Source organism: Pseudomonas sp. 05N434, assembly GCF_056396965.1.
The window spans coordinates 1-14085 of record NZ_JBFTMK010000236.1 but is presented as its reverse complement, the minus strand read 5'-3'; the positions used below and the strand labels follow the sequence as shown (position 1 = coordinate 14085).

Genomic DNA, 14085 nt, shown 5'->3' with positions numbered 1-14085 from the left:
GGTGATGAGTGATCAGAATATCGCTTAGCACCCAACCCGGGTGCGCCGCGAGCCACGCCTCTACGGGCGCGGCATCGCCCGGATCGACTACGGCGCAGCGCTGGGTGCTGTGGTCTTGTAACAACCAGATGTAGTTGTCGGTGAAGGCGGGCAGGGCACTGATCTGTATCATCGTCGGATTCGCCAAGCGGAAAACATTGGCGCATCTTAGAGCTTCCTGGCGCGTTGGAGAATGCAATGACCGATAAAGCGTTCGCTCAGGCTGATCCTGACTGGCTGGCATTGATCAGCGCGGCCCGTGACTGGCTGTCCGGCCCCATCGGGCAATTTTTGCTGGACGAAGAACGACGCATGCTCGAAGACGAGTTGGGGCGCTTCTTCGGCGGCTATCTGGTGCATTACGGCCCCTCGGCACAGACGCCACCGGCGGCGCCGCAGGTGCAGCGCAATGTGCGACTCGGCGCGCCGTTGCCGGGGGTCGAGATCGTCTGCGAAGAGCAGGCCTGGCCCTTGAGCGAGCATGCCGCCGATGTGGTGGTGTTGCAGCATGGGCTGGATTTCTGCCTGTCGCCACACGGCTTGTTGCGCGAAGCGGCGAGCAGTGTGCGCCCCGGCGGGCATCTGCTGATTATCGGGATCAACCCCTGGAGCAGTTGGGGCCTGCGTCATGTGTTTGCCCATGACGCCTTGCGCAAGGCGCGCTGCATTTCGCCGTCGCGGGTCAGCGACTGGCTGAACCTGCTGGGCTTCGCGCTGGAGAAACGCCGCTTCGGGTGCTATCGTCCGCCGCTTGCGTCACCTGCCTGGCAAGCTCGTCTGGCCGGTTGGGAGCGCAAGGCCGGTGACTGGCAATTGTCGGGTGGCGGCTTCTATTTATTAGTCGCGCGCAAGATCGTGGTGGGGCTGCGGCCGGTGCGCCAGGTACGGCGCGAGCCGATGGGCAAGCTGATTCCGTTGCCGATGGCCAAGGTCAATCGTCGTCACATCGAACCGTAATACACTTTTTTATATTCCCGGCCGGGTATGCCCCGGCCTCGGGCATCGTCGGTCACCGATCGGCGAGCCAGCGCATTTTCTGGATAGATTGGCATGAGCGATAGCGTAGAACTCTTCACCGATGGCGCCTGCAAGGGCAACCCTGGCCCAGGCGGCTGGGGCGCGTTGCTGGTGTGCAAGGGCGTTGAAAAAGAACTCTGGGGCGGCGAAGCCAACACCACCAACAACCGCATGGAGCTGATGGGGGCGATCCGTGGCCTGGAAGAGCTCAAGCGTTCTTGCGACGTGCTGCTGGTGACCGACTCCCAGTACGTGATGAAAGGCATCAACGAGTGGATGGCCAACTGGAAGAAACGCGGCTGGAAAACCGCCGCGAAGGAACCAGTGAAAAACGCCGACCTGTGGAAACTGCTCGACGAGCAGGTCAACCGCCACAACGTCACCTGGAAATGGGTGCGCGGGCACATCGGCCATCATGGCAACGAACGGGCCGACCAACTGGCCAACCGTGGCGTGGATGAAGTGCGCGGGTACAAACAGGCTTGATTCCGGCGTAACACGGTCTATCTGAAAGACCCCCGCGAGCGTGTTAACATCGCCGCTTTTGCACGATTGACCCGTTGAGAGCTGAGCACTGATGGCCACCAGATCCGTTGTACTCGATACCGAAACCACCGGCATGCCGGTGACCGACGGCCACCGGATTATCGAAATCGGTTGTGTCGAGTTGATCGGTCGGCGCCTGACCGGCCGGCATTTCCACGTTTACCTGCAACCGGATCGCGAGAGTGACGAAGGCGCCATCGGCGTCCACGGCATCACTAACGAATTTCTGGTGGGCAAGCCGCGTTTCACTGAAGTGGCCGATGAATTTTTCGAGTTCATCAAGGGCGCACAGCTGATCATCCATAACGCGGCGTTCGACGTTGGCTTTATCAACAACGAATTTGCCCTGATGGGCCAGCACGATCGCGCGGACATCACACAACACTGCACGATCCTCGACACCCTGATAATGGCCCGGGAACGTCACCCGGGGCAGCGCAACAGCCTCGACGCCTTGTGCAAACGCTATGGCGTCGACAACTCCGGCCGTGAACTGCACGGCGCCTTGCTCGACTCCGAGATTCTCGCCGACGTTTACCTGACCATGACCGGCGGCCAGACCAGCCTGTCGCTGGCCGGTAACGCGTCCGATGGCAACGGTTCGGGCGAAGGCGCCGATAATTCCGCCACGGAAATCCGTCGTCTGCCGGCCGATCGTCAGCCGACCCGGATCATCCGCGCCAGTGAAGAGGATCTGGCCCAACACGTTGCGCGCCTGGAAGCCATCGCCAAATCCGCCGGCGCGCCGTCGCTGTGGCAGCAATTGGCCGAGGCCAAGGCTCAGGCCTGAGTCCCTTCGAGCGGAAGGTTTTTTGTGGCGAGGGAGCTTGCTCCCGCTCGACTGCGCAGCAGTCGCAAATCCTGCCAATATGGTTCCGAGCGAATGCAGGGGGGGGCGCTTCGCAGCCCAACGGGAGCAAGCTCCCTCGCCACAGGTATCTTTCTCGACACCGAGTTTGCTGGCCACATGATGGTGCGCCGGCCGGCCCACTTCAGGGCATCCCCCTCGCCACATGCGCTCCAACCCTCTACCCTGAGGTGATTGGCAGGCCACGGTCTGCCGCCTCAGGACGCCGAGCCTCATGTATAAAGATTTGAAATTCCCGGTCCTGATCGTCCACCGCGACATCAAGGCCGACACCGTTGCCGGTGATCGTGTGCGTGGCATTGCCCGGGAGCTGGAGCAGGAAGGTTTCAGTATCGTTTCGGCGGTCGATTACACCGAGGGGCGTCTGGTCGCCTCGACCCATCACGGCCTTGCCTGCATGTTGATTGCCGCCGAAGACGCCAGCACCCACGCGCATCTTCTGCACAACATGGCCGAACTGATTCGCCTGGCGCGGGTTCGGGCGCCGGAGCTGCCGATTTTCGCCCTGGGCGAGCAAGTCACCCTGGAAAACGCCCCGGCCGACGCCATGGCCGAGCTCAATCAGCTGCGCGGCATTCTCTATTTGTTCGAAGACACCGTGCCATTCCTTGCCCGTCAGGTTGCCCGCGCGGCGCGCAAGTACCTGGACGGCCTGTTGCCGCCGTTCTTCAAGGCGTTGGTGCAGCACACCGCAGACTCCAATTATTCCTGGCACACGCCGGGGCATGGCGGCGGCGTGGCGTATCACAAGAGCCCGGTAGGGCAGGCGTTTCACCAGTTTTTCGGGGAAAATACCCTGCGTTCGGATTTGTCGGTGTCGGTGCCGGAACTCGGTTCGCTGCTCGATCACACTGGCCCGCTGGCTGAGGCGGAAGCGCGAGCGGCTCGCAACTTCGGCGCCGATCACACCTTTTTCGTGATCAATGGCACCTCGACCGCCAACAAGATCGTCTGGCATTCCATGGTGGCACGCGATGATCTGGTGCTGGTGGATCGCAACTGCCACAAGTCAGTGTTGCACGCGATCATCATGACCGGCGCGATTCCGCTGTACCTGTGCCCGGAGCGCAATGAGCTGGGGATCATTGGCCCGATTCCGTTGAGTGAGTTCAGCCGCGAATCAATCCAGGCCAAGATCGACGCGAGCCCACTGACCCAGGGCCGCGAGCCCAAGGTCAAGTTGGCGGTGGTGACCAACTCGACTTATGACGGCCTCTGTTACAACGCCGAACTGATCAAACAGAGCCTGGGCAACAGCGTCGAGGTGCTGCATTTCGACGAGGCCTGGTTCGCCTACGCGGCATTCCACGAGTTCTTCGCCGGCCGTTATGGCATGGGCACGTCCCGCAGCGAAGACAGCCCCTTGGTGTTCACCACTCACTCCACACACAAACTGCTGGCGGCGTTCAGCCAGGCGTCGATGATTCACGTGCAGGACGGCGGTGCACGGCAGCTGGATCGCGACCGTTTCAACGAAGCGTTCATGATGCACATCTCGACCTCGCCGCAGTACAGCATCATCGCCTCGCTGGACGTGGCCTCGGCGATGATGGAAGGGCCGGCCGGTCGTTCGTTGCTACAGGAAATGTTCGACGAAGCCCTGAGTTTTCGCCGGGCGCTGGCCAATCTGCGCCAGCATATCGCCGCCGATGRCTGGTGGTTTTCCATCTGGCAGCCGCCCTCGGTCGAAGCCATCGAGCAGGTGGCCGCCGAAGCCTGGCTGCTGCAACCCGACGCCGATTGGCACGGCTTTGGCGGCGTGACTGACGACTATGTGCTGCTCGATCCGATTAAGGTCACGCTGGTGATGCCGGGGCTGACGGCGGGCGGCGCGCTGAGTGCGCGAGGGATTCCGGCGGCGGTAGTCAGCAAGTTCCTCTGGGAACGCGGGCTGGTCGTGGAAAAGACTGGGCTGTATTCATTCCTGGTGCTGTTCTCGATGGGCATTACCAAGGGCAAATGGAGCACGCTGCTGACCGAGTTACTGGAGTTCAAGCGCAGCTACGACGCCAACGTCAGCCTGGCCACCTGCCTGCCGTGCGTGGCGCAACAGAACATGGCCCGTTATCAAGGCATGGGGTTGCGCGATCTGTGCGATCAATTGCACGCCTGTTATCGCAGCAACGCCACGGCCAAACACCTCAAACGCATGTACACGGTGTTGCCGGAAGTCGCGATGAAGCCAGCGGACGCCTATGATCAATTGGTACGCGGGGAAGTGGAGGCCGTTTCGATCGATGCCCTGGACGGGCGGATCGCGGCAGTGATGCTGGTGCCATACCCGCCGGGGATCCCGTTGATCATGCCCGGCGAGCGTTTCACCGAGTCGACCCGCTCGATCATCGATTACCTGAAGTTTGCCCGGGCGTTCGACAGCAGCTTCCCCGGGTTTGTCGTCGATGTGCATGGCTTGCAACATGAAGACGAGGGCAATGGACGGCACTACACCGTCGATTGCATCAAGGAATGAGGACCTTTGCGAGTATGCAGCCCGTCATGAATCCCAAATACCCGGGCCTCTCGGTGCGTGTCGCCGATGAGGGTTTTGCGGCTTATATCTGGGGCAGTGATTTCAGTTTTGAAGTCGCCGCCTATGGCGCAGCAGAAATCGGCAAGCCGGTGGCGCAGTGGCCGGTGACGCCAATCACCCCGTATCGCAAGTGCTACGGCATCGATCCCGAAGAGTTCAGCAGCTTTCGCGACGCCGCCGACAGTGCGATTTTCATGGCCTATCTGGATGATGAGCCGGTGGGCCACCTGGTGGTCAGCACCAACTGGAACGGTTTCGCCCATATCGATGAATTGGCGGTGCATGCACCGGCGCGTCGCCATGGCGTGGCCAAGGCGTTGCTGGACGTAGCGCAGTTCTGGAGCCGCAAGAAAAAGCTGCCGGGCATCATGCTGGAAACCCAGAACAATAATCTTGGGGCCTGCCGGCTGTATGAACGCTGTGGCTACGTGGTTGGCGGGATCGATCATCTGCGTTATCGCGGGATCGACCCGAACACCGCCGAAGTCGCATTGTTCTGGTATCGATTGTTCGAGAACCCGCTGGAAAAACCGATCAGCTCGCCAGCATCGCCACGGCTTGTTCCGTGATGATGTCCAGCAGCGTCTGAACCGCCGGAGAGGGCTCGGCGTTTTTCAGGCGCAGAGCGTAGACGCTGACCGGTACCGCAGGCGCCAGCGGGCAGGCATCGAGCCCGGCCGATTTGGCGCCAAGGGCGGTAAACGGATCGACAATCGCCAGGCCTTCACCGGCCTCGACCATGCTGCGCATCATTTGATGCGTCTGCACCCGGGTCTGGATGACCGGGGCAGGGCGCAGCGCATGCAGCTTGTTGTCCAGCGCCGGGCTGAGCGGGTCGTGACCTTCCAGGCCGACCATTGACTGGCCGGCCAAGTCTTGCAGCGAGATGTACTTCTGTTTCGGTTGCAACCAGCCATGGGGTGCCAATAGCTGGAGCTTGCCCTGGGCGATGATCTGGCAATCGATATCGGCATGGTCCGGGTCGTGCAGGCTCAGGCCCAGATCGCTTTCGCGCAGCAGCAGGCTTCTGACAATCTCGCGGGTCGGTTGGCTCAGGAGGGTGCAAGGTGCATCGGGGAGGCGTCGGCGCAGCGCCGCGATGCTCTGCGGCAACAGTTGTTGCGCCAGCGGCGGGGTGCAGATGATTCGCAGGGGCGGGGCCAGATATTGCTTGAGGCTGCTGGCCAGTCGCTGGACCGGCTCAAGGGCCTCGTAGACGCGGGCGATCTCGACCTGCAACTCCCGCGCCTCGCGCGTGGCTTGCAGACGGCCACGCACGCTGGCAAACAGCATGAAACCCAACTGATCCTCGGCATCGCGCAACGTGCGTTCAACCTCGGTCACGGGCAACTGCAACCATTCGGCCGCGGTGCCCAGGTGACCGGTCTGCAGGAGCGCCTGGATCACTTCGATATGACGTAAACGCATGCGTGAAGTCCATGTTCAGCAGGTGAGGGAGTCAGTGACTGAATCCTAACTCAAGTGCGCGCATATGACTTCTGCTCATAACAGCGGGTTATGAAGCGACGTTCGTTTCAGGCTCGCGAATGAGGGTGACACCGGTTTGCACCAGCACAAACGCGTTGTCGTCGAGTTTGTTGACCCGATCGCCAATGGCCAGTTTATAGGTGGTGACAGGCGCAGAGCCGGCGAGGCCGTCGTGCGACAGGGTGGATTCCTGGAACTCATGCACGGAATAAACACGGCCTTCCGCGTCTCTTGCATGGAACTGACCGACGAGTACTGCTGCCATCTGCTTAGAACCTCTGGAGATAAATCACTCAATTTGCGGTTCTGTAGACAGCACTTTCCGACAACAAGTGCGCTCATCCGACGCGGTGCTGTTCGTGACCCCGGAATACAACCGTTCGGTGCCGGCGCCGTTGAAGAATGCGATTGACGTCGGTTCGCGTCCCTATGGCCAGAGTGTCTGGGACGGCAAGCCGGGTGCGGTGATCAGCGCTTCACCGGGCGCCGTCGGCGGATTTGGCGCCAACCACAATGTGCGCCAGTCGATGGTGTTTCTCAATGTGCCGTGCATGCAGCAGCCGGAAGCTTATCTGGGCGGTATGGGTTCAGCGTTCGACGAGGCGGGCAAGTTGTCGGAGTCGCTCAAGCCGTTCCTGCAGAAATTCATCAATGCGTATGGGCAGTGGGTCGAGCAGCATAAAAAGCCATGACCACTCCCTTTTAGCTCGTAGCAGCTGCCTCGCAGGCTCGGCAGCTGCTACATCAGGCATTTCATCCCACCTTCACTTTACGGCCTATTCAAACCTCCCTATATTCCGCGCTTCGTTTTTCCGTCGGGCTGGAACCGGGTTTATATGCTCATCGCATCGTTGATTTTTTTGCTGACCATCACCCTGGTGATCTGGCAACCCAAAGGCCTGGGCGTCGGCTGGAGTGCGGTATTCGGCGCGGTGCTGGCACTGCTGTCCGGGGTGGTGCACCTGAGCGATATTCCGCTGGTATGGCAGATCATCTGGAATGCCACTGGCACCTTCGTTGCGCTGATTATCATCAGCCTGCTGCTGGATGAGGCGGGGTTCTTTGCCTGGGCCGCGTTGCATGTGGCCCGTTGGGGGCGGGGCAGCGGGCGCAAGCTCTTTGCTTATATGGTGTTGCTCGGCGCACTGGTGTCGGCGTTGTTCGCCAATGACGGCGCGGCGCTGATTCTTACACCGATCGTGATTTCCATGCTGCTGGCGTTGCGTTTTTCCCCGGCGGCGACCCTGGCGTTCGTGATGGGCGCCGGTTTCATCGCCGACACCGCGAGCCTGCCGCTGGTGGTGTCGAACCTTGTGAACATTGTTTCGGCTGACTTCTTCAAGATCAGTTTCAACCGCTACGCCGCGGTGATGATTCCGGTCAATCTGGTAAGCGTGGCGGCGACCCTGGCAATGTTGATGGTGTTTTTCCGTCGCGACATCCCCCGTGATTACCATCCCGAGCAGTTGGCAGACCCGGCCACCGCGATTCACGACACTGCAACGTTTTATGCCGGTTGGGTGGTGTTGGTGATTCTGCTGCTCGGCTGCTTTGCCCTTGAGCCGTTGGGCATTCCGATCAGCGCGATCTCCGCGGTGTGCGCTGCATTGCTGCTGGCCATTGCCGCCCGTGGCCACAAGATTTCCACGCGTAAGGTGATGAAAGAAGCGCCGTGGCAGATCGTGATTTTTTCCTTAGGGATGTACCTCGTGGTGTATGGCCTGCGCAACGCCGGGCTAACCGGGTATCTGGCCGGTTGGCTGGATGGCTTCGCCGGTTACGGCGTGTGGGGCGCGGCCATGGGCACCGGGGTGCTGACGGCGTTGCTGTCGTCGGTGATGAACAATCTGCCGACCGTGCTGATCGGCTTGCTCTCGATCGATGCCAGTCAGGCGACCGGCGTGGCGAAAGAGGCGATGATCTACGCCAACGTCATCGGCAGCGACCTGGGGCCGAAAATCACCCCGATCGGCAGTCTGGCGACCTTGCTGTGGCTGCATGTGCTGCAGCGCAAGAATATCCGGATTGGCTGGGGCTACTACTTCAAGGTCGGGGTTGTGCTGACGGTGCCGGTGTTGTTGGTGACGTTGGCGGCCTTGGCGTTGCGGTTATCCATCTAGACCGGGCGGGCACTGCAAACGCTCAACCACTGCCCGGCACATTCGGCCAAAGATCGGACACCAGAAACAGCCGCTCGGCCTCTTCCCAATCCCCTTTGGCATTCTCTGTCAGCCGCACCATCAATTGCGCCGGTGCCAGCGGGTCCAGATCACTCAGCCACGCCTTCAGCTGTTCAGCGCTCCAGGTCTGCTCCTCGGGATAGTGCGCCGGCGCCAGCCAGGCATGGCGGGGCAGGGGTTGCCAGCGACCGAACGGACGCTGCACGACAAACTCCGCCCAATCCTTCTGGTGCAGCCAGCTACCGCGTAAATGCTGAGGGTGTGCGCCACTCGGTGGTTCGGCCTGCCCAGGCCACGGATAGAGCAGATAACCGCCCAGCCATAGATGCGCGCTGAACTGCTGGATATCCAGCGACGCCAGCACCTCACGGCTTTCCGCCCGTGCGGAAATCGGCAGTTGATGCCGGCTCAGGTGTTCCAGTTTGCGGTCCAGCCGATCATGGCAACCCGGTCCAAGCCATTGCGCGGTGTCACGGCCGTCACCGTTCTGCGGGCCGAGATAGAGCTTGATCGCCAGTTCCAGGTGATGCACACCATCGCGATCGCGCAGCAGCATGTCCAACTCGCCGAGGGTATGGCCTTCGCGACGGATCGGCATGTTGGCGGCGATCAGCTCGATCCCCGGCGCGTGCCGCACGGCGTACTGCCACAGCCGTTCGTAGTACAAACCCAGGCGCCGGGTCCTGGCCTGGGCCAGCCAGTGCAGCAAATCGTAACTGTCACGATCCAGATGCCTGAGCCAGTGTTCCAGGCGCTCCGGCGCCTGCACCCAATCGCTGCCGGCCAGGGGATGACGCTGCGGCCACGGGGTGGCGTCGAGCATCGGCGGCGCGAGGATGACCCAAGCCAGGTCGCGCACTTCAGGGTGGCGCAACTGGTGAGGTAACTGGAGCAAGTCTGGAAATAGGATCATCTTGCGAGCATAGCCCGAAACTAGAGCACACCGTTGTGGCTGAAAGGGTTTTGTCTACGCCGCGCTTTCGCCCATAATCGTGTTTTTCGCCGTCGCAGGCCGCCGCGTCCCAATAGGAGCCCCATGGAGCAATTTCGTAATATCGGCATCATCGGTCGCCTGGGCAGTTCTCAGGTGCTGGATACCGTCCGCCGACTGAAACGGTTTCTGCTCGATCGTCACCTGCACGTGATCCTCGAAGACACTATCGCCGAAGTCCTGCCGGGCCATGGCCTGCAAACTTCGTCGCGCAAGATGCTCGGTGAAGTCTGTGACATGGTGATTGTGGTCGGTGGTGACGGCAGCCTGCTGGGCGCTGCCCGGGCGCTGGCCCGGCACAACATCCCGGTGCTCGGTATCAACCGTGGCAGCCTGGGATTCCTCACCGATATTCGCCCCGATGAACTGGAAGTCAAAGTCGCCGAAGTGCTCGACGGCCATTACCTGGTGGAAAACCGCTTCCTGTTGCAAGCCGAAGTCCGGCGCCACGCCGAGGCCATCGGCCAGGGCGATGCGCTGAACGATGTAGTGCTGCACCCCGGCAAGTCGACGCGAATGATCGAGTTCGAGCTGTACATCGACGGCCAGTTCGTCTGCAGCCAGAAGGCCGACGGCCTGATCGTTGCCACGCCGACCGGTTCGACCGCTTACGCGCTGTCTGCGGGCGGCCCGATCATGCATCCCAAGCTCGACGCTATTGTGATTGTGCCGATGTACCCCCATACCTTGTCGGGTAGGCCGATTGTGGTCGATGGCAACAGTGAGCTGAAAATCGTCGTGTCCAAAGATATGCAGATTTACCCGCAAGTCTCCTGTGATGGGCAGAACCACTTCACCTGCGCGCCCGGTGACACCATCACCATCAGCAAGAAAGCGCAGAAGCTGCGGCTGATTCACCCACTCGACCACAACTACTACGAAGTCTGCCGGACCAAGCTCGGCTGGGGCAGCAAGTTGGGTGGTGGAGGCGACTGATGCTCGATCCCGCGCGTAGCTACGACCTGATCGGTGACGTGCACGGTTGCGCTCTGACCCTTGAGCACTTGCTCGACCGGCTCGGTTACCACAAACAGGCAGGTGTCTGGCGGCATCCGTCGCGCATGGCGGTGTTCCTCGGCGACATCATCGACCGCGGCCCGCGGATTCGCGAGGCGCTGCACATCGTCCACGACATGGTCGAGGCCGGCCAGGCGCTGTGCATCATGGGCAACCATGAGTTCAACGCCCTCGGCTGGAGCACGCCGGCGCTGCCGGGCAGCGGCAAACAGTTCGTGCGCGAGCACACCCCGCGCCACGCCCGCCTGCTTCAGGAAACCCTGACCCAGTTCGAAGATCATCCCCAGGATTGGCACGACTTCCTGCAATGGTTCTACAAGCTGCCATTGTTCGTCGATGCCGAGCGTTTCCGCGTGGTGCATGCCTGTTGGGATGCCAGCCTGATCGAGCCGTTGCGCGGGTTGTTCCCCGACGGTTGCATCGACGAGCATTTCCTCCAGGCCTCCGCAGTGCCCGGCAGTTTCGCCTGCACCGTGTTCGATCGCCTGCTGCGCGGCACCGACATGCGCTTGCCCCACGGTTTGACCATGACCAGCGGCGACGGCCTGACGCGCTCGTTTTTCCGCACTAAATTCTGGGAAGACGACCCGCAAACCTACGGAGACATCGTGTTCCAGCCCGACGCCTTGCCCGAGCCGGTGGCCCGCACACCGCTGTCGTCCAGTGAAAAAGACAACTTGCTGCGCTACGGCATCGATGAGCCGATGCTGTTCGTCGGCCACTACTGGCGCAGCGGCAAACCGGCGCCGATCCGCCCGAACCTGGCGTGCCTGGATTACAGCGCGGTGCTCTACGGCAAACTGGTCGCTTATCGTCTGGATCAGGAAACCCGTCTCGACCCGCATAAATTTGTCTGGGTCGATGTCGAGCGGCCGGAGGTGTTGCAATGACGGCGGTGGCGGTATTGCGTCTACCACTGGCGGTAGATTTGAGCGGGTTCGTCAAACTGCTGCAGCGCATGCAAGTGCCCCATCGGGTCAGCGAAGAGGCGGGCGAGCAGGTACTGTGGGTACCGGCCAGCATCAGCGAAGACGTGCGCTCGTTGTACGAACGCTTTCCGGCCGGCGACCCCGATCAGCAACTGGATATCCCGGTGGCGCCGACCCTGCAACGTCCGGGTTTTGTCGAGCAATTGCGCCACAGCAAGGCCACGGCGTTCGTGCTGTTGCTGAGCCTGATCGTCGGCGTGGTGACGCTGCTGGGCGAAAACCTCGAGACGATGCGCTGGCTGACCTTCCTCGATTTCCGCGTGGTCGGCGACTACATCCATTTCACGCCACTGGCCGACAGCCTGGCGGCGGGGCAGTGGTGGCGTCTGGTGACGCCGATGCTGATCCACTTCGGCATCCTGCACCTGGCCATGAACGGCATGTGGTATTGGGAGCTGGGGCGGCGCATCGAGTCGCGTCAGGGCAGCATCAACCTGATCGGCCTGACGTTGCTGTTCAGCCTGGTATCCAACTATGCCCAGTTTTTTTTCAGCGGCCCGACCCTGTTTGGCGGGTTGTCCGGGGTGCTGTACGGCCTGCTCGGGCATTGCTGGATCTTCCAGTTGTTGTCGCCGAACCCTGCTTATCGCCTGCCTCGTGGGGTGTTGGTGATGATGCTGGTGTGGCTGTTGTTGTGCCTGTCGGGGCTGGTCTCGATGATCGGTTTCGGCGAAATTGCCAACGCGGCCCACGTCGGCGGGTTACTCATCGGATGCTTCACCGGTTTGTTGGGCGGTTTGTACAACCGCCGTAAACTGGCCGTCTAATCAGTTATGAATGAAGAGCGCGGAGCCCTTGATGTCCTCTTTCAACGAAATGATCAAAAACATTACCCCGGATATCTACCAGAGCCTGAAACTGGCGGTGGAAATCGGCAAATGGTCCGACGGTGGCAAACTCACCGCCGAGCAGCGCGAACTGTCCCTGCAAGCGATGATCGCCTGGGAAATCCAGAACCTGCCCGAGGAACAGCGCACCGGCTACATGGGCCCGCAGGAGTGCGCGTCGAAGTCGATCGAAGTGCCGAATATTCTGTTCAAGTCGGATGCCATCCATTGATCGAGATTGGCCGCGGTGCAATCAGCAAAATGTCGGCGCGCCTTGACGGGCCGAACGTGCAGTACGCTTTTCGTCTGGGCGACGCCGAGGTACCGGTCAATCCGTTGATCGGCACCACGGTGCGCCTGGAGTACCTGGGGGCGATCCACTGCACCCATTGCGGACGCAAGACCAAAACCAGTTTCAGCCAGGGTTACTGCTACCCGTGCATGACCAAACTGGCGCAGTGTGACATCTGCATCATGAGCCCGGAGCGTTGCCACTACGATGCCGGCACTTGCCGGGAGCCTGAGTGGGGCGAGAAGTTCTGCATGACCGACCATGTGGTTTACCTGGCCAATTCGTCGGGGATCAAGGTCGGCATTACCCGCGCCACCCAACTGCCGACCCGTTGGCTCGATCAGGGTGCCAGCCAGGCCTTGCCGATCGTGCGCGTCTCGACCCGCCAGCAGTCGGGCTTCGTCGAAGACCTGTTCCGCAGTCAAGTCGCTGACAAGACCAACTGGCGTGCTTTGCTCAAGGGCGATGCGGTGTCGGTGGACCTGGCGCAGGTTCGCGATCAGCTGTTTGAAAGCTGTGCCGAAGGTTTGCACAGTTTGCAGGAACGATTCGGCCTACAAGCAATCCAGACAATTACCGATGTCGAACCGCTCGAAATCCGCTATCCGGTCGAGCAGTACCCGGCCAAAATCGTCAGCTTCAACCTGGACAAGAACCCGATTGCCGAAGGCACGCTGTTGGGGATCAAGGGTCAATACCTGATTTTCGACACCGGCGTGATCAATATTCGTAAATACACGGCCTACCAGCTCGCCGTGCATCAGTAAGGACTCAAGCATGCGCACCGAACAACCGAAGATGATTTACCTGAAGGACTATCAGGCGCCCGAGTACCTGATCGACGAGACGCACCTGACCTTCGAGTTGTTCGAGGACCACAGCCTGGTCCATGCGCAACTGGTGATGCGCCGCAACCCTGAGCGTGGCCCGGGCCTGCCGCCATTGGTGCTCGACGGCCAGCAACTCGAGCTGCTGTCGGTGACCCTGGCCGACCAGGAGCTGAGCGCCACCGACTACCAACTGACCGAGAACCATCTGACCCTGCACCCGACCGCAACAAGCTTCACGGTCGACACCAGCGTCCGGATCCACCCGGAAACCAACACCGCCCTGGAAGGCCTGTACAAATCCGGCACGATGTTCTGCACCCAGTGCGAGGCCGAAGGTTTCCGCAAGATCACCTATTACCTCGACCGCCCGGACGTGATGAGCACGTTCACCACCACGGTGGTCGCCGAGCAGCACAGCTATCCGGTGCTGCTGTCCAACGGCAACCCGATTGCCTCCGGTCCCGGCGAAGA

Annotated in this window: 14 protein-coding genes and 3 pseudogenes; 13 read left to right on the top strand and 4 right to left on the bottom strand. The window is 61.1% G+C overall.

The features are described from left to right. Positions 1-172 (bottom strand): annotated as a pseudogene (locus tag AC1DLB_RS16215) (hydroxyacylglutathione hydrolase); the annotation flags it as partial. 65 nt (positions 173-237) lie between these two features. On the opposite strand from AC1DLB_RS16215, the gene AC1DLB_RS16210 reads away from it, so the two are divergent. From AC1DLB_RS16210 to AC1DLB_RS16190, 5 genes are all read left to right on the top strand, one after another. Further along, positions 238-996, top strand: a complete 759-nt coding sequence (locus tag AC1DLB_RS16210; RefSeq protein WP_018929621.1) for a methyltransferase domain-containing protein — start codon at positions 238-240, stop codon at positions 994-996. 93 nt (positions 997-1089) lie between these two features. Beyond that, positions 1090-1542, top strand: a complete 453-nt coding sequence (gene rnhA, locus AC1DLB_RS16205; protein WP_003180633.1) for a ribonuclease HI — start codon at positions 1090-1092, stop codon at positions 1540-1542. 91 nt (positions 1543-1633) lie between these two features. Next, entirely contained in the window at positions 1634-2392 is a 759-nt protein-coding gene (gene dnaQ, locus AC1DLB_RS16200; protein ID WP_007937771.1) for a DNA polymerase III subunit epsilon, read from the top strand. 292 nt (positions 2393-2684) lie between these two features. Then, the gene (locus AC1DLB_RS16195; protein WP_477785274.1) at positions 2685-4940 is read left to right on the top strand and encodes an Orn/Lys/Arg family decarboxylase; all 2256 of its coding nucleotides are present in this window, start codon (positions 2685-2687) and stop codon (positions 4938-4940) included. Positions 4941-4954: 14 nt separating this feature from the next. Then, a complete protein-coding gene (locus AC1DLB_RS16190) occupies positions 4955-5569 on the top strand; it encodes a GNAT family N-acetyltransferase (RefSeq protein WP_477742988.1) in 615 nt (204 codons plus the stop codon). Here AC1DLB_RS16190 and AC1DLB_RS16185 read toward each other — a convergent pair. Both AC1DLB_RS16185 and AC1DLB_RS16180 read right to left on the bottom strand, forming a co-directional pair. Continuing rightward, entirely contained in the window at positions 5535-6428 is an 894-nt protein-coding gene (locus tag AC1DLB_RS16185; RefSeq protein ID WP_064618218.1) for a LysR substrate-binding domain-containing protein, read from the bottom strand. The genes AC1DLB_RS16190 and AC1DLB_RS16185 overlap by 35 nt on opposite strands. An 88-nt stretch (positions 6429-6516) precedes the next feature. After that, positions 6517-6753 (bottom strand): hypothetical protein, encoded by a 237-nt coding sequence (locus tag AC1DLB_RS16180; RefSeq protein WP_018929617.1) that lies wholly within the window; start codon positions 6751-6753, stop codon positions 6517-6519. 49 nt (positions 6754-6802) lie between these two features. Between AC1DLB_RS16180 and AC1DLB_RS16175 the strand changes: the two are divergent. Both AC1DLB_RS16175 and AC1DLB_RS16170 read left to right on the top strand, forming a co-directional pair. Then, a pseudogene (locus AC1DLB_RS16175) lies at positions 6803-7180 on the top strand (NADPH-dependent FMN reductase); the annotation flags it as partial. Between the two features lie 144 nt (positions 7181-7324). Next, positions 7325-8608: an arsenic transporter gene (locus tag AC1DLB_RS16170; RefSeq protein ID WP_018929615.1), complete on the top strand. Its 1284-nt coding sequence runs from the start codon at positions 7325-7327 to the stop codon at positions 8606-8608. 22 nt (positions 8609-8630) lie between these two features. Here the strand turns inward: AC1DLB_RS16170 and AC1DLB_RS16165 are convergent, their stop codons facing one another. Further along, positions 8631-9581 (bottom strand): DUF1853 family protein, encoded by a 951-nt coding sequence (locus tag AC1DLB_RS16165; protein WP_086946064.1) that lies wholly within the window; start codon positions 9579-9581, stop codon positions 8631-8633. Positions 9582-9704: 123 nt separating this feature from the next. Here AC1DLB_RS16165 and AC1DLB_RS16160 point away from each other — a divergent pair, with 123 nt between their 5' ends. From AC1DLB_RS16160 to pepN, 6 genes and pseudogenes are all read left to right on the top strand, one after another. Beyond that, complete coding sequence (locus tag AC1DLB_RS16160; RefSeq protein ID WP_007906781.1) at positions 9705-10595, top strand: NAD(+) kinase; 891 nt, start codon at positions 9705-9707, stop codon at positions 10593-10595. After that, positions 10592-11566 (top strand): metallophosphoesterase, encoded by a 975-nt coding sequence (locus AC1DLB_RS16155; RefSeq protein WP_172901237.1) that lies wholly within the window; start codon positions 10592-10594, stop codon positions 11564-11566. The genes AC1DLB_RS16160 and AC1DLB_RS16155 overlap by 4 nt, the downstream gene beginning before the upstream one ends. After that, on the top strand, positions 11563-12432 hold the full coding sequence (locus tag AC1DLB_RS16150; protein ID WP_018929612.1) for a rhomboid family intramembrane serine protease: 870 nt from the start codon (positions 11563-11565) through the stop codon (positions 12430-12432). Before AC1DLB_RS16155 ends, AC1DLB_RS16150 begins: the two co-directional genes overlap by 4 nt. Before the next feature lie 31 nt (positions 12433-12463). After that, the gene (locus tag AC1DLB_RS16145; protein WP_007937782.1) at positions 12464-12724 is read left to right on the top strand and encodes a YeaC family protein; all 261 of its coding nucleotides are present in this window, start codon (positions 12464-12466) and stop codon (positions 12722-12724) included. Continuing rightward, complete coding sequence (locus AC1DLB_RS16140; protein ID WP_018929611.1) at positions 12721-13551, top strand: DUF2797 domain-containing protein; 831 nt, start codon at positions 12721-12723, stop codon at positions 13549-13551. The genes AC1DLB_RS16145 and AC1DLB_RS16140 overlap by 4 nt, the downstream gene beginning before the upstream one ends. A gap of 10 nt (positions 13552-13561) precedes the next feature. Next, a pseudogene (gene pepN, locus AC1DLB_RS16135) lies at positions 13562-14085 on the top strand (aminopeptidase N); the annotation flags it as partial.